The organism is Streptomyces sp. NPDC101166 (assembly GCF_044768125.1).
In the GTDB taxonomy this organism is placed as follows: domain Bacteria; phylum Actinomycetota; class Actinomycetes; order Streptomycetales; family Streptomycetaceae; genus Streptomyces.
Window position 1 is genome coordinate 364,324 of the sequence record NZ_JBIWPF010000001.1, and the last position, 22,845, is coordinate 387,168.

A 22,845-nucleotide genomic window follows, 5' to 3' on the forward strand; every position below is an offset into this window, starting at 1 on the left:
CCGCTGGGTGTCATGCGAGCCAAGCGGACTCCTTCCGACGGGTGTGCGGGGAGCTGTCGGTGGCGCCGGGCGCGGCCGTGTGGCCCAGGTAGCGGTGCACGAAGTGGATACTCATCGCGCCTTCGCCGACTGCGGAGGCCACGCGTTTCACCGAACCGCTGCGGACATCGCCGGCGACGAAGACGCCAGGCAGGCTGGTCTCCAAGGTCAGGCAGTCGCGGCCCTGGCTCTGCCACAGTTCGGGGACGGAGCCTGCCTGCGCCTCCGCGCCGGTGAGCACGAAACCGCGCGCGTCGAGGGCGAGCGCACCGGACAGCCACTCGGTGTGGGGCTCGGCGCCGGTGAAGACGAACAGGGCCCGTACCGCAAGGTGGCGGTAGTCGCCCGTACGGTGGTCCACCACGGTGACCGCCTCCAGCACCTTGTCGCCCAGTGCCTCGGTCGTCTCGGTGTGCAGCAGCACGCGCACCCGCGGGTGGCGCTCGATCTGATCGATCAGGTAGCGGGACATGTGCGCCTGGAGGCTGGGCCCACGGACGAGCAGATACACCTGCGGTGCGTACCCGGCCAGGAAGAGCACGGCCTGGCCCGCGGAATTTCCTCCGCCGACGACGGCCACCGGGTCGGTGCGGCACTGCTGGGCCTCGTAGACGGTCGCCGAGTAGTGGACGCTCGTTCCCTCCAGGCGTTCAATGCCGGGCACCTGGAGGCGGCGGTAGCGAGCGCCGGTGGCCAGGACGACTGTGCGGGCGGTGACCTCGCCGCCGTCGGCGAACCGGACGGCGTAGTGCCCGTCCCGCGGTTCGAGCCGAGCCGCCTCCGCCGGGACGCTGATCCTGGCGCCGAACTTGTCGGCCTGCAGCACAGCGCGTTCGGTGAGTTCGGCGCCCGATATGCCGGAGGGGAAGCCGAGTAGATTCTCGATACGGGACGACGTGGCGGCCTGGCCGCCGCTGGCCATGGCCTCGACCACGGTCGTGTCCAGGCCCTCCGAGGCGGCGTTCACCGCGGCGGCGAGACCGGCGGGTCCGGAGCCGACGATCAGGAGATCGCCGTGATGGTTCCCGGTAGGCAGCGAGGGCAGGCCCATGAGCCGGGCCAGTTCCGCGTTGCTGGGGTTGCGCAACAGAGTGGTGTCCCGCCAGATGACGAGCGGTGTCTCTTCCGGGCCTACGCCGAAGCGGCGCAGCAGCTCCTCGGCCTCCTCGTCGGTCTCCAGATCGATCCAGCGGTGGGGCAGCCGGTTGCGGGCGGCGAACTCACGCAGTCGCCGGGTGTCGGGCGAGTAGCGCGAGCCGATAACGCGGAAACCGGCACCCTGCCCGAGAAGCAGGGCACGGCGGCCCAGGCAGGCGCGCAGCACCACATCGCCAAGGACGGAGTCGCGGGTCACCAGGTCACGCAGCTGATCCACGGACAGAGCGAGGACCTCTCCGGGGTCCCTGATCACGGCGGTGTAGAAGGCCACCTGCCCGTTCAAGAGGCCGAGTTCGCCGATGAAGCGGCCGGGGCCGTGCACACGCAGCAGTCGTTCGTCGGGCGTGCCGTAGCCCTCGACGACGGCGACCGAGCCGCTGAGGACGACGTAGAACGTCTCGCACCGCTCCCCCTCCTGGATCAGCACGTCACCGGCGTCGACTTCGCGCCGCCGGCCATGCTGCGCCAGGCGGGCCATCTGGTCATCCGGCAGGCGGGGATAGGCGCCGTAGATGTCGGCGGTCTCGAAGGGGACGCTCTCCTCCGCCTCGGCCCGCACAGGCGCCGGGCCTGGCCGTGTCTCGTCGCGGGCCATCACACGAACGCCTCGTGGACGAAGCACCACCGCCAGTCCTCGCCAGACTCCAGCGACGCCGCGATCGGATGGCCGTCGGCGGCGGCGTGACGGCGCGCGTGCCGGTTCGGCGAGGAATCGCAGCAGCCGACGTGGCCGCAGGTCAGGCAGAGCCTGAGGTGGACCCACGGGGAGCCGAGCTGCAGACACTCCTGACACCCTTCGGGGGTCAGTGGCTGGACCGGCTGGACGAGCGCCAGGTGGGGGTCGGTTCGTACGGTCATTACTGATCACCCTTTCCCGGCCGGTTCGCGGCCCGCGATCGACTGTTCCACCCACTGCTGCAGGGCAGGGGCAGGTGCGGCACCCGCCTGCCGGGCGATGGTCTGCCCTTTGTCGAGGACCAACAGCGTCGGTACCGCCTGGACCTCGAACCGCTGCGCCAGGCGGGGATTCTGGTCGATGTCGACCTTGACCAGCTTGATCTTTCCCGCGAGATCGGCGGCGACCTTCTCCAGCGCGGGACTCACCATGCGGCAGGGGCCGCACCAGGTGGCCCACAGGTCGACGACGACGGGCACGGTGGCCTGCTCGACGACTTCGGTGAAGTCGTCGTCGCCCGCGTCGGCCATCCACGGCAGCGGCTGTTTGCAGTTGGCGCACCTGGGGCGGCCCTCGGCGGCCACTGGCACCCGGTTGGTGCGCCCGCAGTGCGGGCAGGTGACGTTCGTGGCTTGCACGGTACTCATGCCGCCCGCGCTCCCTTCTCGTCCTCGGGCTGGTCATAGGTGACCACCAGCTCGCCGTGCTCGGCGTCGACGCGGACCCTCGCGCCGTCCTGGACGTCGCCACGCAGCAGAGCGCGCCCGACCAGCGTCTCGACCTCGTGGGAGATGTAACGCCGCAGCGGCCGGGCACCGTACACCGGGTCGTAGCCCTGGTGGGCAATCACCTCCCGGGCCGCGTTGGTGAGTTCGACGGTGATGCGACGCTCGGCGACCCGCTGCCGCAGCTCGTCGAACTGCAGCTCCACGATCCGCTCGATCTGCTGCTCACCGAGCGGCTTGAACAGCACGATGTCGTCGACGCGGTTGAGGAACTCGGGGCGGAAGTGCCCGCGCAGCTCGCCCATCACCAAGGCGCGGGCGTCCGGCTTGATCTCACCCTCGGCGGTGGCGCCGTCGAGGAGGTGCTCGGAGCCGATGTTGGACGTCATGATGATCACGGTGTTGCGGAAGTCGACGGTGCGGCCCTGGGCGTCGGTGATGCGGCCGTCGTCGAGGATCTGCAGCAGCGTGTTGAAGACATCGGTGTGGGCCTTCTCGATCTCGTCGAACAGCACAACCGAGTACGGCTTGCGGCGTACGGCCTCGGTGAGCTGGCCGCCCTCCTCGTAGCCGACGTATCCGGGCGGTGCGCCCATGAGCCGGCTGACGGTGTGCCGCTCCTGGTACTCGCTCATGTCGAGGCGGACCATGTTCTCCTCGGAGTCGAACAGGGCTCGGGCGAGGGTCTTGGCCAGCTCGGTCTTCCCGACGCCGGTGGGGCCTAGGAAGATGAACGAGCCGATGGGGCGGCGAGGGTCGCGGATGCCGGAGCGGGCGCGGATGATGGCGTCGGCGACGAGCTGAACGGCCTCGTCCTGGCCGATGACGCGCTCGCGCAGGATCTCGTCGAGGCGCAGCAGCTTCTCGCGTTCGCCCTCCTGGAGGCGGGCGACGGGAACGCCGGTCCAGGCGGCGACGATCTCGGCGATCTCCTCCTCGGTGACGACCTCGCGCAGCAGCCGGTTCTCCCCTTGCTTCGCGGCCAGTTGCTCCTCCTCTGCGGCGAGCCGGCGCTCCAGGTCCTGGAGGCGTCCGTAGCGGAGTTCGGCGGCGCGGTTGAGGTCGTAGGCGCGTTCTGCCTCCTCCGCCTCGTGGCGGACCTGCTCCAGTTCCTGGCGCAGTTCCTGCACGCGGCGGATCGCCTGCCGTTCGGCCTCCCACTGGGCGTGTTTGGCGTCGGCCTCGCCGCGCAGGTCGGCCAGTTCCTTGCGCAGCTCCTCCAGGCGGGCTTTGCTCGCGGGGTCGGTCTCCTTGGAGAGGGCGGCCTCCTCAATCTCCAGGCGGGTGACGCGGCGGGTGATCTCGTCGAGTTCGGCTGGCATCGAGTCGATCTCGGTACGCAACCGGGCGCAGGCTTCGTCGACGAGGTCGATGGCCTTGTCGGGCAGGAACCGGTCGGTGATGTAGCGGTGGCTGAGGGTGGCCGCGGATACCAGCGCGGTGTCTTGGATCTTCACGCCGTGGAAGATTTCCAGGCGTTCGCGCAGTCCGCGCAGGATGGAGATGGTGTCCTCCACGCTCGGCTCTTCGACTAGGACCTGCTGGAAGCGGCGTTCGAGGGCGGCGTCCTTCTCGATGTGCTTGCGGTACTCGTCGAGGGTGGTTGCACCGATCATGTGGAGTTCGCCCCGGGCGAGCATGGGCTTGAGCATGTTGCCCGCGTCCATGGCCCCTTCGGCGGCGCCGGCACCGACGACTGTGTGGAGTTCGTCGACGAAGAGCAGGATGTGCCCCTGGGCGGCCTTCACCTCGGACAGCACGGCCTTGAGGCGTTCCTCGAACTCGCCCCGGTACTTCGCCCCGGCCACCAGGGAGCCCATGTCGAGTGCGAACACGGTCTTGTCCCGCAGTCCTTCGGGCACATCGCCGCGGACGATGCGCTGGGCCAGTCCCTCGACGATGGCGGTCTTGCCGACGCCGGGGTCGCCGATGAGGACCGGGTTGTTCTTGGACTTGCGGCTGAGGATCTGGGTGACGCGGCGGATCTCGGCGTCGCGGCCGATGACCGGGTCGAGCTTGCCGTCCCTGGCCTCGGCGACCAAGTCGCGGCCGTACTTCTCCAGGGCCTCGTACGCCACTTCGGGGTTGGCCGAGGTGACGCGCTGGTTACCGCGGATCCGGGTGAGCGCGCTCAGGAACGAGTCCCGGGTGATGCCGTGCTCCTTGAGCAGCCGTCCGGCGGCGGTGGCCGATCCCTCCTCGGCCAGGGCCAGCAGGAGGTGCTCCACGGACACGTACTCGTCCTTGAGGCGTTTGGCCTCCCGCTCGGCCGCGTCCAGCAGCCGCGACAGGCGCTGGGTGACGAACACCTGGCCCGGCGCCGCACCCGGGCCGGTCACCTTGGGCCGGCGGGACAGCTCCTCACCCACAGCCGCACGGAGCTCCTCGGGCTCCCTGCCCGCCTGTTGCAGCAGCCGCGGGATCAGGCCGTCCTCCTGGTCGAGGAGCGCGAGCAGCAGATGCTCCCCGTCGACCTCGGTCTGTCCCATACGGACGGCGGCGGTCTGCGCCTCCTGGAGGGCTTCCTGTGACTTCTGGGTGAGTCGGTTCATGTCCATGGCGGTATGTCACTCCTCGTACCGGCGCGGCGCAGGGCGGCTTCGAGCAGGCTGATGCGGTCCAGCAGATCGAGCACCAGACCGATGGATGCGTAGTTGAGACACAGACCGGAGCGCAGCCGCTGGACGCGGGCGAGAACGGCAGGGGCCTCGGAGTCGAACACCAAGTGCCCCGAAACGTCGCGCTCGGCGTCGACCAGGCCCAGGGCGACGAACCGGCGGACCAGGTCGGGATGGACGCCGGCGCGGCGGGCCACGGTGTCCAGGGAAAGCCTGGGCACGGGGACGAGCGCGTACCGCACGGTCGTGGAGCCGGCGCTCGTCCGTACGGGACGCCCGCCCGCGTCGGCCCCGGCGGTCCGACCGCCGGTGGCTGCCCATGAGGGTCGGTCGCTCATCACGTCCTCCTGGGGTCGTACGAAGAGGTGGCGGCGAGCTCCTCGAACAGCTCGCGCTCCCGGTCGCTGAGCTTGGGCGGCACCATGACGCGGAGTTCGGCGTAGAGGTTGCCGTCGGCACCGCGTGGGTTCGGCATGCCCTCGCCGCGCAGCCGCAGCCGCCGGCCACTGGACGAGCCCGCGGGCACCGTGACCTTGGCCGTGCCGCCGCCCGGCGTGGGCACCGGAACCGTCGCGCCCAGCGCCGCCTCCCAGGGGGTGACCGGAAGCTGCACGTACACGTCCCGGCCGTCCAGCCGGAACCGAGGGTGCGGTTGGATGCGCACCCGCAGATACAGATCCCCCGCGGCGGCGTCACCACTGCCCCGTCCGCCCTCGCCCGCCAGCCGGATGCGCTGCCCGTCGGTGACGCCGGGCGGTACGTCGACCTCGTACCGCCGCGGCTGCCCGGTGGGGCCGGCCAGCGTGACGGTGCGGCGGCCGCCTCGGTAAGCCTCCTCGACGGTGAGCGGCAGTTCGGCCTCCTGGTCGGCCCCCGGCACACCGCCGGGGGCGGCGCCTGCTCCGAAGAGCGAGCCGAGCAGGTCCTCGATGTCGACGCCCTCCGCTGCGAAGTCGTCGTCGAAGCCGGTGTACCGGACACGGGGGCCGCCCGCACCCGCGGTCCTCCGAGCGCGGAAGCCGCCACCGGGTCCGGCACCTGCACCGACCCGCTCCTCCCAGTCCTCGGGGACCTTCCGGAAGTCCTCGCCGAAGCGGTCGTAACGGGCGCGGGTCTTCGGGTCCGACAGGACGCTGTACGCCTCGTTGAGGTCCTTGAAGCGTTCCTCCGCATCCGGGGCCTTGTTGACGTCGGGATGGTACTTGCGGGCGAGCTTGCGATACGCCTGCTGGATCTCGTCCTGGCTCGCGGTCCTCGACACGCCCAGCGCCTCATAGAAGTCCTGTGCCATGACCGGTCACTCCCGCTTCGCGACCGTCACTGCGGCGGGCCTCAGCTGGCGTTCGCCGTCCCCGTAGCCCGGGCGGAGCACCTCGACGACCGTGCCCGGTGGGGCGTCGGGGTCCTGGACGACGCCGACCACCTCGTGCCTGGCCGGGTCGAAGGCGACGCCGGTCTCCGCGTGCCGCGGGTAGCCGAGCAGTTCAAGGACGTTCATCCCCTGATCGCGCACCGCCCGGACGCCCTCCACAATCGCGCCGGGATCGGATCCGGCATGCGTCAGGGCCAGTTCGAGGTTGTCCAGGACGGGCAGGAAGGCAGCGGCCGTGCGGGACCGCTCGGACGTGCGCTCCCGCTCCAGTTCCCTGGTGTGGCGCTTGCGGAGGTTGTCGAGGTCGGCGAGCGCACGCCGCCAGCGGTCCTCGAGTTCCTTGAGCTCGACCGTGTGCTCGTCCTTGGACGGGACGGGGCCGCCGGCCGCGTCGGGGCCGGGTTCCTCATCCGTGTCGGGCCCCGGCCCGGTCGGTGGGCTCGAGCGCGGAAGATCCCCTCGGGGAGGGCGTACGGCGCCCTCCGGAGCCGGGTCGGCCGGGTCCGGCACGGCCGGGTCGGATTCCCTGGGGTGGATCGGCATGGCGGTTCCTCAGTCCTTGTCGAACTCGGCATCGATGACGTCGTCGTCACCGCCACCGCCGCTCGGGCCGCCGCCGGTCGGGCCGCCCCCGGTGGTGTCCTGGTCGGGACCGCCCGTGGTGGCGCCGCCCTGATGTGCCGACAGCCCTGACAGCACCTGCTGGAGTTCAGAGGTCAGGGGCCGCACCCGCTCCACGCCTGCCTCCTCCTTGACCGCCGCCCGGGCATCCGACACCAGCATCTCGGCGCGTGCCTTCTCGTGCGCGGGTGCGGCGTCGCCCAGCTCGGCGAGGCGCTTGTCGACCTGGTATGCGACGGCGTCGAGCTCGTTGCGGGCGTCGACGGCCTCGCGCAGAGCCTGGTCCTGACCCTGGTTGCGCTCAGCCTCCTGGACCATGCGCTCGACCTCACTGCGGTCCAGGTTGGAGCTCTCGGTGATGGTGATGCCCTGTTCCTTGCCGGTGTCCCGGTCTCGGGCCTTGACGTTGAGAATGCCGTTGGCGTCGATGTCGAAGGTGACCTCGACCTGTGGCTCGCCACGCGGCGCTGGGCGGATGTCGGTGAGCTGGAAGCGGCCGAGCACCCGGTTGTCGGCGGCCAGCTCGCGCTCGCCCTGGAGGACGACGATGTCGACGGCGGGCTGGTTGTCCTCGGCGGTGGAGAAGGTCTCGGTGCGACGCACGGGAATGGTGGTGTTCCGCTCGATGATCTTCGTCATCACGCCGCCGCGCGTCTCGACGCCCAGCGACAGGGGCGTGACATCGAGCAGCAGGACGTCCTTAACCTCGCCCTTGAGCACTCCGGCCTGGATCGCGGCGCCCAGGGCCACGACCTCGTCGGGGTTGACGCTCATGTTGGGTTCCTTGCCGCCGGTCAGCCGACGCACCAGCGCCTGGACGGCGGGGATGCGGGTGGAACCGCCGACGAGGATGACCTCGTCGATGTCGCTCTCGCCGACCTTGGCGTCGGCCATGGCCTGCTGCACCGGCTCCAGGCAACGCTCCACCAGGTCGCCGGTGATCTGCTCGAAAGTGGACCGCATGACGGAGTCGGTGAGGTGCTTGGGGCCCGAGGCGTCGGCGGTGATGAACGGCAGGCTGACCTGCGTCTGCGTCACCGAACTGAGCTCGGTCTTGGCCTTCTCCGCCGCCTCGAACAATCGTTGCAGCGCCTGCGGGTCCTTGCGCAGGTCGATGCTGTTCTCCTTCTGAAAGTCGTCCGCGAGGTAATCCACCAGACGCCGGTCGAAGTCGTCGCCGCCCAGATGACTGTCACCCGCCGTGGAACGCACCTCCACGACGCCGTCGCCGACGTCGAGGATGCTCACGTCGAAGGTGCCGCCGCCCAGGTCGAAGACGAGGACGGTCTCGTGCTCCTTCTTGTCCATGCCGTAGGCGAGGGCAGCCGCGGTCGGCTCGTTGATGATCCGCAGCACCTCCAGTCCCGCGATCCGTCCGGCGTCCTTGGTGGCGGTGCGCTGAGCGTCGTTGAAGTAGGCGGGCACCGTGATGACCGCCTCCGTGACCCGCTCTCCCAGCTGCTTGGAAGCGTCGTCGGCGAGCTTGCGCAACACCTGGGCGCTGATCTCCTCAGGCGCGTACAACTTGTCGCGCACCTTGAATCGGGCTGCCCCGCCGTCACCCTCGACGACGTCGTACGCCACCGCCCTGGCCTCGTCGGAGATCTCGTCGAAATGCCGGCCGATGAACCGCTTGGCGGAGTAGATGGTGCCCTTGGGGTTGAGGATCGCCTGGCGCCGGGCCAGCTGGCCCACCAACCGCTCCCCGGTGTCGGTGAAGGCCACCACCGACGGTGTCGTACGGTTGCCCTCGGTGTTGGGCACGACGGAAGGTTCGCCGCCCTCCCACACGGCGATCACCGAGTTCGTGGTGCCCAGGTCGATGCCTACTGCCTTGGCCATGAGGAACTCCTCCCGGTGCGGCGGCATGCGCCGGCACTGATCGTTCAGGTATGGGCGGGACGTACGTCGGCGCTGGTGGGCCGCAATCCGCCGAGCAGCCGTACGGCCTCGTCGGCGACCGCTTCGTCCACGGCGACGTCGTATCGGCTGGGCTGCATCGAGCGGACAGAGGCGAAGTCCCGGCGGCCGCCCTGCAGGGCGTACAGCAGCAGACCGAACAGCGCGCCCACGATCGCCCCGAAAATCAAGCCGTAGAGGGCGACGAGCAAGGCGGACACGAGCGGGTCCACCCAGTCGACCAGGCCGAAGAGCCAGCCGATCAGCGCACCGGGAAGGGCCCCGCTCGCCGCACCGTGCAGGGCGGCCCGGCCGTAGTCCATACGTCCGACGACCTGCTCGACGAGGCGGACGTCCTGGCCGATTATGGCCACCCTCTCCACGGGAAACCCCTGGTCTGAGAGGTGGTCGACGGCGCGTTCGGCTTCTTGGTACGTCTCGTAGGTGGCAACGGGCCTACGCGGCTGCTCGGTCATCGCCCAGTCCTTCCTGCCGGTATGCACGGCGGCCCCGGCACGCCCCAGACTCGCGAACCGAGGAGCTCTGTGCCTGCGCCCGGCAGGTCAAAGAACGACGGAGCCCGTCCCCCCGCGAGCACGAGGCGAAAACTCCGAAGACCTGGGGTGAGCCGGTCGCAGCGGGGTACGCGAAGGTCGCCCGCAACTCTGAGGGCTCGGGAAAGGGAGTGATCCCATGGTCGGCCGCTGGGCCCGGACCATGCACCGAGGCCGTCCCCGCCAGGAAGGCAGCCCTCAGCGGAGCCGTCCGGGCAGCATCCGACGGCCTCGTGGAAAGGGTCCCGCCCCCACCTTCCCAGCGCGGCCGACCCGGTCCCCCCACGAACTGCTGGCAGTCTTCCGCGCCCTGTTCGACACCCTGGACGAGAGTGAGATCCTGCGCCTGGCCATGGACCAGGTGTCGGCCATCGGCCCGTACAGAGCCGAGGCCGGATACCTCAGGGAGCATGGCCAGCTGGTCCCCAGACCGCAAGGCCGGCCGGACCATGCGTCAGCCGTCGACCGGACGGTGCGAGAGCTGACGGGGCGAGATGGACCCGTGGCCGTCCCCGGCCGGTCACGGGGCCGGGCCCTGGCCCTGCACGGACCCGGTGGACTGCACGGCTACCTCGTGGTGACCTCTCGCTCCCGGCCCACCCATACGCAGCACTTCCTGCTCGCCACGCTGGTACGCCTCACCGCCGCGGCCCTGTCGGTCGCCGTCGCGCACCGCCGCCAGCAGGAAGACGCGCTAGAGCTGCACCGACTGCGACAAGAACGGGCAACCCTCCAGCAGCGGCTGATCTCCCTCGTGGTCGAGGTGGGATATCAGCGGGCCGTGCACGAGGCCCTCGCCGAGGTCGCGGCCGCGGGCGGCGGCGAGGAGGCCATCACCGGCGCGCTGCATGCGCTCACCGGATTTCCCGTGCTGGTGGAGGACCGCTTCGGCCGACTGCGGTCCTGGACCGGTCCCGGCCGACCCGACCCCTATCCGGAACCGGACCCCGCCCGCCATGAGGAGATGCTCCAGGGTGTCGCCCGGACAGGCGGACCCGTGCGGATCAAGGACCGGCTGATCTCCCTGGTACACCCCCGCGGTGAGGTCCTCGGAGTGCTGGCCCTGGTCGATCCCCGGGGCGAGGCCGACGAGTACACCGTGTTCGCACTGGAGCACGCCGCCACGTCACTCGCCCTGGAACTGTCGCACCTGCGCCATCTGGCGGGGGTGGAGCTGCGCCTGCGGCGCGAACTGGTCGACGATCTTCTGGCGGGCACGGACGAGGCGAGCGCCTACGCCCGGTCCGAGGCGTTCGGACACGACCTGCACCGCATCCAGTATGTGGTCGTCGTGCAGTGGAGGAGCCAGGTCTCGGACGACGCATTCGCGCGGACCGTGGACCGGGCGGCCTCGGCCGTAGGCATGCCGTCGCTGGTGACCCGGCGCTCCGACCACGTGGTCCTGGTCGCCGAGGGCAGGCCCCACGACCACGCCTTGTACGACAAGCTCGCCCGAGACACCGGAGAACCGGACGGGACGATCGGGGTGAGCGCCCGCTGCGACACCCCGGACGGCATCCCCGGCCGGTACCAAGAGGCACTGCGTGCCCTAGAGGTACGCCGCCGTTCCCGAAGGCGATACGGCACGACGTTCTTCGACGATCTGGGCCTCTACCGCATCCTGGGGCCCGGCAACGAGTACCGGGAGCTGGAGGCGTTCGTTCAAGAATGGCTCGGACAGCTCGTCGACTACGACGGCCGGCACCGTACGGCGCTCGTGGAGACCCTGTCCCGGTACTTCGACTGCGGCGGCAACTACGCCGAGACCGCCGAATCCCTCGCGATCCACCGCAGCACGCTTCGCTACCGGCTCCAGCGCATCCGCGAGATCAGCAGCCATGACCTCACGAACGTGGAGGAGCGCCTCAACCTGCAGGTCGCGACCCGGGTGTGGAAGATCATGCTGGGCGGACCCGGTTGAGGCGCCCTCCGCATGCTTGGCCGGCCCCGCTCTCCCCATCGCCGTGGAAGCAGGTTTCCCCTCCGCCGAATTGGCTCGTCAGGTACCACACCGCCGGTCGGCAGCGGTTCGAAGGCGATGGCCTGCGGCATACACACCGCGAGTGTCCTGCTCCGTGCGGTTCCTCCACGCCGCGGAACTCGAACCTTGAACTGTGTCCTACGTGGTGAGGCGGAGGAGGCGTTTGTAGCAGCACAGGTCGTCGGCCGAGCACCCGAGAAAGACCAGGTAGTTGCGGGGAATTGCGATCGTAGCGGGGGTTGAGCATGCGGGGCCGGTTCCGTCCGTCGCCACTAGGGTCCGTTGTCCCAGTTCCCGGGAAGCAGGGTTGGCGCGCTCATCGACACAGCCAGGCACTAGTTCAACTAGCGGATTGATCACGCCGAGCACTAGCGCCGCTCATATTCATGCGCCACGTCAGCATCCGTCTGCTGGCCCCGAACCGGAACATCGCTGCCTCGGGACTGAGCGCGCTTCTGGCGATTGACCACGCAGCTTCATTCGTGATCAAGAGAGTTCCGGCCAGCCAGTCCGCTTCTTCTTCGATGTCCCCGTCCCAGTGCCTGCAGCCGCGCACATCGAGCGCCGGGCCGGGCGGATGCATCAGGAGGGCATGGGCGATCTCATGGCTGGCCGAGCTGTTCTGCCGCCCTGTGTCGTGCGAGTCGTTCACCCAAATCTGCCGCCGGGAACCAGCGTGCACGGTGAGAGCACTCACGGCTTCCCGCTCAGTAGTGAGAAGTCGCTCGATGCGGGGGTCATCCGCTATGGCCGAGCTGAACTTCCTGACAGGGATCATCAAGTGCTCGGCAAGCCGCGAAGGCGCGAGCGGTGAGGCAGGGCCGAGCCCCAACTCCCTCCGCATCTGTACTGCCAGGCGGTTGGCTTCAGCCTTGAAGCCATGACGCAACGCCATAGGGAGCTCCCCTACTCCGGCCGATCAGACACCAACTGCTTGTAGGCGACGGTGATCAGAGCTTCGAGGGCCTCCGCAGCCTCGGGCGTGAGATTTCGGTCGCCCCGCAAGTGCGTAGCCACCTTCGTCAGCGTGTCTGGGCTGCGCGGCTCGTCGGTCCGGCGGACGAAGTCATCCGCGCTCAGATTCGCCCACGTGACGAGGGCCGCGAGCCCGTCGACATCAGGTCGTCGACCCTGCGCCAACCGCGTCAACGTCGAAGCGCTCACGCCAGCCTGCTGAGCAACGTCCTTCCAGAGAAGCCCGCGGTCCTGACGCGTGCGATCCAGGGCCGTATGAAACGCGGCCGCGTCAAACCGTCCTGCAGCATTCCGCTCGCTCACGATCTCCTCCCTTCAAACCCATTCTTGCACATCAGGAAACACTTGCGAAAGTCGAAGCACACCCATTACCCTCAAGATTGCAAGATCGGAATCAATATCGATCTCGCAATCGAAGGTTGGTCCAACACGAAGGGTGGTGGAGGCATGGCCACGAACACCGGCAAGGGCTTCCGTCGCGGCACCGTCTCCCAGCGGAGCCAGGTCTGGAATCCACAGATACGCACATGGACGAAGCGAGGCGAGAACGGCAGGTTCACGGACGGCAAGACAGGCGGCCGACCTTTCAAGGGCGTCCGCCGCGAGAAGTCGCACGCCTAGTACACGGGCGTGAGGCGCGACTCGCGTCTTCCGCCGGCCGCATACGGAGGTACCGATGGCTCGCAACAACTCCCTGGCGTCACGTCTCGACGAAGGACGCCGCAAGATCCAGGTGACCAGCGAAGAACTCGACGAGGCGAGGCGCCGCCGTCGGCTCCTGGCCGCGTCCGCGCGCCGGGCGTTCGCCGGCTCGACCACGTACTTCAACGGGAGCGTCGCACACGGCGACGCCAACACGCCACTGACCGATGTCGACCTGGGTGTGGTGCTCACCACGACGGACGCCAAACCTTACGGTCCGGGCAAGAAGGGCGCCCTGTCCCTGATGGAGAGAGTGCGCGATGTGGTGCACGAGGATCTCGACGACGAGTTCCCGAAGCTCAGCATCGAGGTCGCCGGTCGGCGCCGCGCCGTCCTGGTGCGCTTCGGCGACCCGGTGACGTACGGACAGCCGGACTTCACGGCGGACATCATGACCGCGATCCCGCATCCCTCCGGCCGCGGGCTGTACATCCCGAACACAAAGATCGCGGACCAGTGGGACCGCGCCGACCCGGTCACCCACACCTGGATCGTGCTCGAAGCGATTGCCGAGACGAAGGTCGTGTTCGCTCGAACGGTCCGGTTGCTCAAGCACTGGAACACGAAGCACAGCAAGCCCATGTGCTCCTGGAACATCAAGGCCCTTGCCCTGGGGTGCCTCGACCAGCCGATGCCGCTCATCGACGCCCTCCAGATCTTCTTCACTCACGCGGCGGACGAGATCGACAAGGGACCGACGCCGGACCCGGCCGGTGTGGCCGGCGCCATCCCTCTGAACATGCCGCGCCGCGAGGTACACAAGCGGCTGTGCACCGCCCGGGACTACACCGACCTCGCGATCGAGCATGAGAAGGAAGGACGCCCACTCAGTGCTCAGCACGCCCTCCATCAGGTCCTACCGGACCTCATCCCGGACGCGGACCCCACGGAGGAAGAGGCTGCTCGTCTCCCGATGGCCGTAGGCGCGGGCGGGACAGCCGCCACTGGTCTGGGCCTCGCCGTCGGACTCGTCACTCCTACGCGAGCCTGGGGAATCTGACGCCATGCCGGTCTGGTACGGGGTCCAGCCTGCCTGGTGGGCCCCGCTCGAACGAGACGCCCGCCGACGATTCGGCTCCGCTCTCCGGCACACGTACCATCGCGGCTCCTTGACGTATGAACTGTCCGGACTCGACGTCATAGGTGAACCCGCCCCGGTCAGCGTCAAGGTGCGCTTCTACGAGAACCCGCCTTATGCGACCTACGGCCAGGATCCCCGGGACTTCCCGCGGGTGCACGCCAAACCGGGAGCTTCGTCGAAGCACCGCTATTCAGACGACGGCGCCCTCTGCCTCTGGCACCCACTCGACCCTCAAGAGCGGCGCTGGACCAGCCCCAAGGGCCTTCTGGACCTCATCGAGATAGTCCGCACACACTTGTTCCTCGAACACTACTGGCGGCTCACCGGCGGTGAGCACGGCGGTCGGTGGTTGGTGGAGGATGCGCCTCATGGCATGCCGGGGAGTCGTGCGTGGAGATCTTCACGGCGGGACAGGCGACGGGCGACGAATGGACCTGGGCCGAGACAGCAGCACTGATCGTCCCGTGCATCGCGCTCTTCGGTGCCTTTCTGTCCTATGCCCTCAACCAGCGGGCCGTACGGCGGGAACGCCGGGCCAAGACCTTCGCCGAGGCCCTGACAGCGGTCGAGGAGTACCTGGAGATGCCGTACCGCATACGGCGCCGCCCCGAGTCCTCCTCCGCCGTACGACAGCAACTCACCGACGAGGTCAGCAGCCTGCTGGCACGAATGGCCTTCCACCAGGCATGGCTCCAGATCGAGGCCACAACCGTGGCGGGCCCCTACGCAGCCCTCGTGGCCACGGCACGAGCGGAAGCCGGCGCGCAGATGAGCCTCGCCTGGCAGCAGCCACCGGTCACCACCGACAGCGGCATGAACCTCGGAATCCCGTACCCCCGGGACCGATCGAACGCGGTCCGAGCCACATGCATCGAGGAGATGCGTCGGCATCTCTGACAACACCCGTGATCTTGGTGCCATCTATCCCTCTTTTGTGCCAACTAAAAATCCTCGTCACAGCCGGTCAACGCCGCACGCGCGGCATCCCGAGGCCGATCCACGAGATGATCTCCCGCTGGATCTCGTTGTTGCCGCCGCCGAAGGTGAAGATCACGGCGGAGCGGTAGCCGCGTTCGAGTTCGCCGTGCAGGACGGCGCCCGCCGAGCCCTCCTGGAGGGCGCCCGGGGCGGCGACGATCTCCATCAGCCAGGCGTAGGCGTCCCGCCGCGCCTCGGAGCCGTAGACCTTGACGGCGGAGGCGTCCTGCGGGGTGAGCGTGCCGTTCTGCAGCGCCCCCACCATCTGCCAGTTGAGCAGTTTGAGCGCGTCGAGTCGGACGTGGGTCCGGGCGAGCCGGCGCCGCACCCAGGGCAGGTCGACGACACGGCGGCCGTCGGCGAGTTTGGTCTCCGTCGCCCAGCGCTGTACGTCGTGCAGGGCGCGGATCGCCATGGTGCCGTGGGCGGCGAGGGTGACGCGTTCGTGGTTGAGCTGGTTGGTGATCAGCCGCCAGCCCTGGTTCTCGGCGCCGACGCGGTGGGTGACCGGGACGCGGACGTTCTCGTAGTAGCTGGCGGTGGTGTCGTGGGAGGCGAGGGTGCGGATGACGGTGCAGGAGTAGCCGGGGTCGGTGGTCGGGACGAGCAGCATGGTGATGCCCTTGTGCGGCGGGGCGTCGGGGTCGGTGCGCACGGCGAGCCAGACCCAGTCGGCGGTGTCGCCGTTGGTGGTCCAGATCTTCTGGCCGTTGACGACGTACTCTCCTCCGTCGCGCACCGCGCGCGTCTTCAGGGCGGCCAGGTCGGTCCCCGCGTCGGGCTCGCTGTAGCCGATGGCGAAGTCGATCTCGCCGGAGAGGATCTTCGGCAGGAAGTACGCCTTCTGCTCGTCCGTGCCGTACCGCATGATCGTCGGGCCGACGGTGTTGAGCGCCATCAGGGGCAGCGGTACGCCCGCCTGGGCGGCCTCGTCGAAGAAGACGAACTGCTCGATCGGGGTCAGGCCGCGGCCCCCGTACTCCTTCGGCCAGCCGACGCCGAGCCAGCCGTCGGCGCCGAGACGGCGGATGACGGCGCGGTAGAAGCGTTTGGCGCCGACCGGGTCGGAGTGCCGGGCGTAGGCGTTGTGGGGCACCAACTCGGCGAAGTAGGCGCGTAGTTCGGTGCGCAGCCGGAGCTGCTCGGGGGTGTGGTCGAGGTGCACGGCGCCTCCTGGCTTCCCAAGGCCGGTGTCCTGACGGCGCACACCGTAGAACGTGTTCCAGAAATTGGGAATGGGCGCGGGGTGCGCCGCTCCGGGGGCGCCCGGCCGCCCAGCCGGTTCGGGGCCGCGGTCGTTTCGGGAGCGCGTTCACCTCGGGCCGCGCTCAGGTCGGGGTCGGGGTCGCGCTCAGGTCGGGGCCGCGCTCAGTTCAGCGTCGCGAGGAAGTCCGTGCAGGCCTTGGCGCAGGCACGGCACGCGGCCGCGCCGTCCTCGGCGCCCGGCTGCTTGTCGAAGACGTGGGCGGTCTCCAGGCAGACGGTCCGGCACCATTCCAGCTGGACGCGGATGCCCGCCTCGTCCATCCGGTTGTCCTCGGACAGCACACGGCAGGTCGCGTCGCAGACCTCCGCGCACATGATGCCCTTGCGTCGTACGAGCTCCTGCTGTTCCGTTCCGTCCGGATCCACGAGGCTCGCGCGCAGCGCACAGGAGCGGGCACATTCGGTGCAGGCCTGGGCGCAAGCGAAGCGGTCCTCCAGGAACCGGAAGAGTTCCTGTTGGGATGCTGTGGTAGTCACATCACGCGGGTTGCCGGGACGGGCTGGGCCAAACCATCACTCAGCGTCCGCGGTCCGCCCGTGGCCTCATGGGCGCGGAGCACACCGGGGGCCACCGGGCGGTTCATGCGGTTCATGTCCGATTACAGGGGTATTCGCCTGATATGTCTAACGCAACCTCGCAGCTGGCCGCATCGAGCGGCCTGCTCAGCCTGGCGATGTTCGGGGTCGGTATCGTCCTCGTGGCCGTACTGGCCGGCAGTTTCTGGCTGGGAGCACGCGTCAAGCGGCGCGAGCCTCCCCGGCCGCGTCCCGAGGAGCAGCCGCACCTGCCGCCGGAGGGGGCGGTGCACGAGATCCGCGAGAACCGGGAGCCGGACGACGTGCCGCGGGTCTCCAAGGGCGATCACGCGCTCACCCCGTACGAACTGACCAATCTGCAGACCCGGCCGAGCGACGCCAAGTCCCGGCCGCGCTGGAGCAAGGGCAGCAGCGGCTCGTTCGGCGGCGGCGGTCTGGGCGGCCACTGAACCGGCGGGCGGGGACCTGCCAGAGGCGGGGACGGGCCCTACACCGCCCGCGTCGCTGTCTCCACCGCCTGCTCCCCGTACGGACGACCGAAGAGCGCCGCGTGGACGAGGAGCGGGAAGAGCTGGTGGAGTCCGACGCGTTCGCGCCATCCGTCGGCGAGCGGAGCCGCCTCCCGGTAACCGTCGAGCACCCGCTCCAGGTGCGGGCAGCCGAACAGGTCCAGCATCGCGAGGTCGGTCTCGCGGTGCCCGCCGTGCGCGGCGGGGTCGATCAGCCAGATGTTCCCGTCCTCGCCCCACAGGACGTTGCCGTTCCACAGATCACCGTGGAGGCGCGCGGGCGGCTCGGCGGGGCCGGCCAGCTCGGGCAGCCGCGCGCACAGGCGCTCGACGGCGACCGCCTCGGCGGGGAGCACGGCGCCGCCGTCCACCGCTCGGCGCAGGTACGGCAGGACGCGGTGCTCCGCGTACCAGGCCGGCCAGTCCGCGCCGGTCACGTTGCGCAAGGGGGCGAGCCCGATGAAGGCGTCCTGCGGTCCGCCGGGCGGCGGGGCGCCGAAGGCGGGGCGCCCGCGGCGTGCAGGGCGGCCAGATCACGCCCGAACCGGCGGGCGGCCTCGGGGGTCGCGCGGCCGCCCGGGACCCGGTCGATCACCAGCCGGCGCCCGTCAGAGCCGTGCACGACCGGCACCCGGACCGCGCCTGCGTCGGCCAGCCACCTGAGCCCCGCGGCCTCGGCGCGCACCGCGCGCGGGTCGCCCGCGCTCTTGACCACCACGGTCCGCCCGTCCTCGAGGCCGACCTCGACGAGGTTCCCGGCCACCGCGCGTTCCCGGACGGCGACCCCGCCGGCGAACCGGGCGGCCACATGCCCCGGAGCATCGTCAGACATACCCATCCGACCCACCCTACGACGCCCGCCGCCGTGGCCCCTCGCCTTGTCGGCGGGCGCACACCGCGCCCCTCCCCCACCCCCCGCGTACCGTGGGAGCCGTAGGCATTGCGCGGGCGGCGAGGGGACGGGCGGCATGGGCGAGGCGCGGACGGCCAAGGTGCCGAGGAAGACATACGAAGAGGAACTGCTGCGGCTGCAGACCGAGTTGGTCAAGCTGCAGGAGTGGGTGCGGGCCGAGGGGGTGCGGCTGGTCGTCGTGTTCGAGGGCCGGGACGCGGCCGGCAAGGGCGGCACCATCAAGCGGATCGCCGAGCACCTCAACCCCCGTGTCGCCCGCATCGTCGCGCTGCCGAAGCCGACCGAGCGCGAGCGCACCCAGTGGTACTTCCAGCGGTACGCCGAACAGCTCCCGGCCGGCGGCGAGATCGCGCTGTTCGACCGGTCCTGGTACAACCGGGCCGGGGTCGAGCGCGTGATGGGGTTCTGCACCCACGAGGAGCACCGGCTGTTCCTGCGCCAGTGCCCGATCTTCGAGCGGATGCTGGTCGAGGACGGCGTCCTGCTGCGCAAGTACTGGTTCTCGGTGAGCGACACCGAGCAGCAGGACCGGTTCCGCCGCCGCCTGGAGGACCCGCTGCGCCGCTGGAAGCTCTCGCCCATGGACCTGGAGTCGATCACCCGCTGGGAGGAGTACTCCCGGGCCAAGGACGAGATGATGGTGCACACCGACATCGCCGAGGCGCCCTGGTACGTCGTCGAGAGCGACGACAAGCGGCGGGCCCGGCTGAACATGATCGCCCACCTGCTGGACTCGGTGCCGTACCGCAAGGAGCTGCCGCCCGTGCCGGAGCTTCCGGAGCGGCCGCCGTCCACGGGCTACCGGCGCACCCCGCGCGATCTGCAGACCTACGTCCGCGACCACGTGGCGGACCTGTGACGCACACGGGACGCCTGTGGCCAGCTTCGGGCGTGAGCGGTCAGTAAACGACATCACCAGACGGCGGTGGCGGAAAAGCGCTGTGATGACCTCATCGTCGCGCAAGGTGAGGTGGAACATGGCCGACTTGATGCAGGCGGAACCGGCGGTACGACAACGGTGCGACTGCCGCGTCCCGGTGCGGGAGGCCGGGGCCGAGGAGCGGTTCCGGGGGCTGCTGGAGGCGGCGCCCGACGCGATGGTCATCGTCGACGACACCGGCGCCATCAAACTCGTCAACGCCCAGACCGAGGCGCTTTTCGGCTACGGCCGCGAGGAACTCCTGGGCCGCCCGGTCGAGTTGCTGATGCCGCACCGCTTCCGCGACCATCACACCGAGCACCGTGACGGATACGCGGCCAACCGCCAGGTCCGCCCCATGGGCGCCGGCCTGGAACTGCACGGACTGCGCAAGGACGGCACCGAGTTCCCCGTCGAGATCAGTCTGAGCCCGCTGGAGACGACGGACGGCCTGCTGGTGTCGGCGGCGGTGCGCGACGTCAGCGACCGCAAGGCGGCAGAGGCCCGCATCAACGAACTGGCCGCGCTGGTGGAGTCCTCCCAGGACGCGATCCTCGCCCACACCCTCGACGGCCGCATCACGTACTGGAACGCCGCCGCGCAGCGCCTGTACGGCTACACCGCCGAGGAGGTCATCGGCCGGAACGTGTCGCTGCTGGCGCCGCAGGAGCTGCGCGGTGAGGTCAGGGCGCTGCTCAAGCGGCTGCGGCGGGGCCGCAAAGTGGAGCACTTCGAAGCCCTGCGGGTCACCCGCACCGAGGCGCTGCTCGACGTGGACGTGACGCTGTGGCCGACGCGCGACACCCACGGCACGGTGGTCGGGGCGTGCGCGATCGTGCGGGACATCAGCGACCGCAAACGCGCGGAGGCCGAGCTCACCGCCCTGTACGAGCAGCAGCGGCACATCGCCCTGACCCTCCAGCGCAGTCTGATGGGCACCCCGCCCGCGCTGCCGGGCCTGGCCACCGCCAGCCGCTACCGGCCCGCGACCCAGGGCGCCGGCGTGGGCGGCGACTGGTTCGACCTGATCCCGCTGGGCGGCGACCGGGTGGGCGTGCTGATAGGCGACGTGATGGGGCGTGGTCTGGAGGCCGCCGCCGTGATGGGCCAACTGCGCTCGGCGGCACACGCGTTGGCGAAGACCGGTATGCAGCCGCGGCAGTTGATGCGGGCCCTGGACACCTGCGTGGCCGACCTCGACGTGCCCGACCAGCTGGTCACCTGCTGCTATCTGGTGATCGCGCCGGACGCCGGCACCGTGACCGTCTGCTCGGCGGGTCATCTGCCGGTCCTGGTCGCCGGCGCGGGTGACGGGATCCGCCCCCTGTCCTGTCCGGTCAACGCGCCCCTCGGTGTCGGCGACGTGCTGTACGAGCAGTCCAGTTCGGAGATACCCCCTGGCGCCACCCTGGTGCTGTACACGGACGGCCTGATCGAGACGCCGGGCAGTGACATCGAGCTGCGCATCGGCGAACTCAGCCTGCTGCTGGAGGATCTGCTCCTCGGCACGGCCTGTCTGGAGGCCGCGGCGGACCAGGTGCTGGCCGGTCTGCTGCCCGACCCCGACAGCCACAACGACGACGTCACCCTGCTGCTGGCGCAGCTGCCGGCCGCGCCGCTGGCGGCGGTCACGACCGAACTCCCGGCCGTCGCGGCTTCCGTGCCGGAGGGGCGCGCCTTTCTGCACAAGGCGCTGACCTCGTGGAACTGCGCCGAGCACGCCGACGACGCGCTTCTGCTGCTGTCGGAGACGCTGACCAACGCCGTGCTGCACGCCGAGGGCCCGATCGCTCTGCGGCTGCACCGCACGGCCACCGACCTCACGATCGAGGTCGGCGACCGCAGCCCGCAACTGCCGCAGCCGCGCCAGGCGGCGGAGCACGAGGAGTGCGGGCGCGGACTGATCCTGGTCCGGGCCCTCGCCGAGGACTGGGGCGTGCGGCCGACCGACGAGGGCAAGACGACGTGGTTCACGCTCAGGCTGTGAACCCTCCGGGACGGGTGCCGAGGACGGCCCCGGCCGAGCGGGACCGTCGGGCCGCCCGGCCGGCGCCTCGGGCCGGTGCGTAGACCTCCAAGTGGGCCTGTATGTACGGCACGGCCACGGCGGCGACCTCGATGTCGTCGTCGACGAAGGCGGGTTGGACGTTCACCTCGAAGACCACGCCGCCGTTCTCGACGGCGAGATCGACCCCGGCGAACGGCAGCCCGACCGACCGCGTGGCGGCGACGGCGAGTTCGGCGAGGCGGGGCGGCAGGTCCGGTGGGGCGATGTGCACGGCCGTGGCGCCCTGGCAGGTGTTGCAGGGGGTGTCGGGGTCGGGCTGGAGGTGCTCGCGGGCGTGCACGACGCGGCCGCCGAGGACGAAGACGCGGAACTGGTGGCGCAGGCCGTCGGCGGTGATGTTGCCGGCGTCCCGGGAGAGCATCCAGTCGGTGCCCCGCTCGGCGTAGAAGGCCCTGGCGTGGGCGAGCCGGGCGGGGGTGGTGACGTGGAAGGTGTCGTTGCCGCCGGTGCCGACGACCGGGCGGGCCCAGGCGTCGCGGTCGAGTCGTTCGAACGCCCCGGCCGTCTCCCTGGGGGACGGGCGGGACAGGACGAGGGTCTCCATCTGGGCGACGCCGTCCCGCTGGAAGCGCTCGACGGTGAGGTTCTTCTCCGTCGCGGCGCGCCAGGCGTCCGGGCCGGCGGCGAGGGTCGGCACACCGTGGCGTCGCAGCAGGTCCTGGAAAGGGGCGTAGGCCCGCCGGCGGTGCGGCGGGATCTCGTAGAGCACGACGATGTCGGGGGTGAAGTCGACTCCCTCATCGGGCACTTGGAGCCGTAACCGGCCTCCGTCGCGGACATGGCGGCCGGTCCCGCCGGTCGCGAAGTGCCGGGAGTCGACCCGGACGGGCGGGGCGCCGGTGAGCAGTTCCACCGCCCGGGCGAGGTACTCCCGGCACCCTTCGGGCGATGTCGGATCGGCGATCAGGGCGATGCACGGTCGGGACACGAGCGGCCTCCAATGGCTCACGACGCGTGCTCGGACCGCGGGCACCCGATTGCGGCCGAACGGCGTCACGGGATGGTGCCTGTCGCGCGGGTGGTCCTCGCCCCCGGCGGCCTTGAGGGGGCCCGTGCACCATGCCCGTCCGGGGCGCGGCCTGATCGGACGCTCATGGTGCGGGCCCCCTCGATCCGCGCCGGTGTGCGGGCCGCGCCGGTTCCGGCGACTGCCGGGCCGTAACGGCCGGTGACCACGAGGGTGGTGAGGCTCGGGCCCCGCCGGATCCGCGTCGCAGGGCTGGCCGAACACTGTAAGCGCCCGCCGGGAAGGCG

General features: G+C 70.2%; 21 protein-coding genes and 1 pseudogene. 7 read left to right on the forward strand and 15 right to left on the reverse strand.

Annotated features, from left to right (window positions below; translation table 11 throughout):
- Window positions 1-10: 10 nt before the first annotated feature.
- From ACIRS4_RS01590 to ACIRS4_RS01630, 9 genes are read right to left on the reverse strand one after another with little or no spacing between them, the layout of a single operon-like run.
- Window positions 11-1,792 carry an FAD-dependent oxidoreductase gene (locus ACIRS4_RS01590; protein ID WP_404188363.1) on the reverse strand — a complete coding sequence of 594 codons (1,782 nt, stop codon included), beginning with the start codon at window positions 1,790-1,792 and terminating at the stop codon, window positions 11-13.
- Window positions 1,792-2,055, reverse strand: a complete 264-nt coding sequence (locus ACIRS4_RS01595) for a UBP-type zinc finger domain-containing protein (RefSeq protein WP_404188366.1) — start codon at window positions 2,053-2,055, stop codon at window positions 1,792-1,794. The genes ACIRS4_RS01590 and ACIRS4_RS01595 overlap by 1 nt, the downstream gene beginning before the upstream one ends.
- 6 nt (window positions 2,056-2,061) lie before the next feature.
- Window positions 2,062-2,520 carry a thioredoxin gene (gene trxA / locus ACIRS4_RS01600; RefSeq protein WP_404188369.1) on the reverse strand — a complete coding sequence of 153 codons (459 nt, stop codon included), beginning with the start codon at window positions 2,518-2,520 and terminating at the stop codon, window positions 2,062-2,064.
- Window positions 2,517-5,156 carry an ATP-dependent chaperone ClpB gene (clpB, locus tag ACIRS4_RS01605; RefSeq protein ID WP_404188372.1) on the reverse strand — a complete coding sequence of 880 codons (2,640 nt, stop codon included), beginning with the start codon at window positions 5,154-5,156 and terminating at the stop codon, window positions 2,517-2,519. The genes trxA and clpB overlap by 4 nt, the downstream gene beginning before the upstream one ends.
- Window positions 5,147-5,554: a chaperone modulator CbpM gene (locus ACIRS4_RS01610; protein WP_404188375.1), complete on the reverse strand. Its 408-nt coding sequence runs from the start codon at window positions 5,552-5,554 to the stop codon at window positions 5,147-5,149. Before ACIRS4_RS01610 ends, clpB begins: the two co-directional genes overlap by 10 nt.
- On the reverse strand, window positions 5,554-6,507 hold the full coding sequence (locus tag ACIRS4_RS01615; protein WP_404188378.1) for a DnaJ C-terminal domain-containing protein: 954 nt from the start codon (window positions 6,505-6,507) through the stop codon (window positions 5,554-5,556). Before ACIRS4_RS01615 ends, ACIRS4_RS01610 begins: the two co-directional genes overlap by 1 nt.
- 6 nt (window positions 6,508-6,513) lie before the next feature.
- The gene (gene grpE, locus ACIRS4_RS01620; protein WP_404188380.1) at window positions 6,514-7,131 is read right to left on the reverse strand and encodes a nucleotide exchange factor GrpE; all 618 of its coding nucleotides are present in this window, start codon (window positions 7,129-7,131) and stop codon (window positions 6,514-6,516) included.
- 9 nt (window positions 7,132-7,140) lie between these two features.
- A complete protein-coding gene (gene dnaK, locus ACIRS4_RS01625) occupies window positions 7,141-9,051 on the reverse strand; it encodes a molecular chaperone DnaK (protein WP_404188383.1) in 1,911 nt (636 codons plus the stop codon).
- Between the two features lie 44 nt (window positions 9,052-9,095).
- Entirely contained in the window at window positions 9,096-9,584 is a 489-nt protein-coding gene (locus ACIRS4_RS01630; protein ID WP_404188385.1) for a general stress protein, read from the reverse strand.
- Between the two features lie 580 nt (window positions 9,585-10,164).
- Here ACIRS4_RS01630 and ACIRS4_RS01635 point away from each other — a divergent pair.
- The gene (locus ACIRS4_RS01635; RefSeq protein WP_404188388.1) at window positions 10,165-11,583 is read left to right on the forward strand and encodes a PucR family transcriptional regulator; all 1,419 of its coding nucleotides are present in this window, start codon (window positions 10,165-10,167) and stop codon (window positions 11,581-11,583) included.
- A gap of 400 nt (window positions 11,584-11,983) precedes the next feature.
- Here the strand turns inward: ACIRS4_RS01635 and ACIRS4_RS01640 are convergent, their stop codons facing one another.
- On the reverse strand, window positions 11,984-12,538 hold the full coding sequence (locus ACIRS4_RS01640) for an ImmA/IrrE family metallo-endopeptidase (protein ID WP_404188390.1): 555 nt from the start codon (window positions 12,536-12,538) through the stop codon (window positions 11,984-11,986).
- Between the two features lie 11 nt (window positions 12,539-12,549).
- Window positions 12,550-12,921 carry a helix-turn-helix domain-containing protein gene (locus ACIRS4_RS01645; RefSeq protein ID WP_404188394.1) on the reverse strand — a complete coding sequence of 124 codons (372 nt, stop codon included), beginning with the start codon at window positions 12,919-12,921 and terminating at the stop codon, window positions 12,550-12,552.
- Between the two features lie 144 nt (window positions 12,922-13,065).
- On the opposite strand from ACIRS4_RS01645, the gene ACIRS4_RS01650 reads away from it, so the two are divergent.
- From ACIRS4_RS01650 to ACIRS4_RS01660, 3 genes are all read left to right on the forward strand, one after another.
- Window positions 13,066-13,239, forward strand: a complete 174-nt coding sequence (locus tag ACIRS4_RS01650; protein WP_404188396.1) for a hypothetical protein — start codon at window positions 13,066-13,068, stop codon at window positions 13,237-13,239.
- Window positions 13,240-13,294: 55 nt separating this feature from the next.
- Window positions 13,295-14,320, forward strand: a complete 1,026-nt coding sequence (locus ACIRS4_RS01655; protein ID WP_404188398.1) for a hypothetical protein — start codon at window positions 13,295-13,297, stop codon at window positions 14,318-14,320.
- A 471-nt stretch (window positions 14,321-14,791) separates the two neighbouring features.
- The gene (locus tag ACIRS4_RS01660) at window positions 14,792-15,298 is read left to right on the forward strand and encodes a hypothetical protein (protein ID WP_404188401.1); all 507 of its coding nucleotides are present in this window, start codon (window positions 14,792-14,794) and stop codon (window positions 15,296-15,298) included.
- Between the two features lie 67 nt (window positions 15,299-15,365).
- Here ACIRS4_RS01660 and ACIRS4_RS01665 read toward each other — a convergent pair whose 3' ends face one another.
- A complete protein-coding gene (locus ACIRS4_RS01665) occupies window positions 15,366-16,544 on the reverse strand; it encodes an acyl-CoA dehydrogenase family protein (RefSeq protein ID WP_404188403.1) in 1,179 nt (392 codons plus the stop codon).
- Window positions 16,545-16,747: 203 nt separating this feature from the next.
- Complete coding sequence (locus ACIRS4_RS01670) at window positions 16,748-17,122, reverse strand: ferredoxin (protein ID WP_358796487.1); 375 nt, start codon at window positions 17,120-17,122, stop codon at window positions 16,748-16,750.
- Between the two features lie 143 nt (window positions 17,123-17,265).
- On the opposite strand from ACIRS4_RS01670, the gene ACIRS4_RS01675 reads away from it, so the two are divergent.
- Window positions 17,266-17,631, forward strand: coding sequence for a DUF6479 family protein (locus ACIRS4_RS01675; RefSeq protein ID WP_404188406.1), 366 nt, complete (start codon window positions 17,266-17,268; stop codon window positions 17,629-17,631).
- Window positions 17,632-17,669: 38 nt separating this feature from the next.
- On the opposite strand, the pseudogene ACIRS4_RS01680 reads toward ACIRS4_RS01675, so the two are convergent.
- Window positions 17,670-18,529 (reverse strand): annotated as a pseudogene (locus tag ACIRS4_RS01680) (fructosamine kinase family protein).
- Window positions 18,530-18,659: 130 nt separating this feature from the next.
- Between ACIRS4_RS01680 and ppk2 the strand changes: the two are divergent.
- Together ppk2 and ACIRS4_RS01690 are read left to right on the forward strand one after the other, a co-directional pair.
- A complete protein-coding gene (gene ppk2, locus ACIRS4_RS01685) occupies window positions 18,660-19,463 on the forward strand; it encodes a polyphosphate kinase 2 (protein WP_404188408.1) in 804 nt (267 codons plus the stop codon).
- Window positions 19,464-19,581: 118 nt separating this feature from the next.
- A complete protein-coding gene (locus ACIRS4_RS01690) occupies window positions 19,582-21,510 on the forward strand; it encodes a PAS domain S-box protein (protein ID WP_404188411.1) in 1,929 nt (642 codons plus the stop codon).
- On the opposite strand, the gene ACIRS4_RS01695 is transcribed toward ACIRS4_RS01690, so the two are convergent.
- Window positions 21,500-22,519 carry a RimK family alpha-L-glutamate ligase gene (locus tag ACIRS4_RS01695; RefSeq protein ID WP_404188414.1) on the reverse strand — a complete coding sequence of 340 codons (1,020 nt, stop codon included), beginning with the start codon at window positions 22,517-22,519 and terminating at the stop codon, window positions 21,500-21,502. The genes ACIRS4_RS01690 and ACIRS4_RS01695 overlap by 11 nt on opposite strands.
- Window positions 22,520-22,845: the final 326 nt, after the last annotated feature.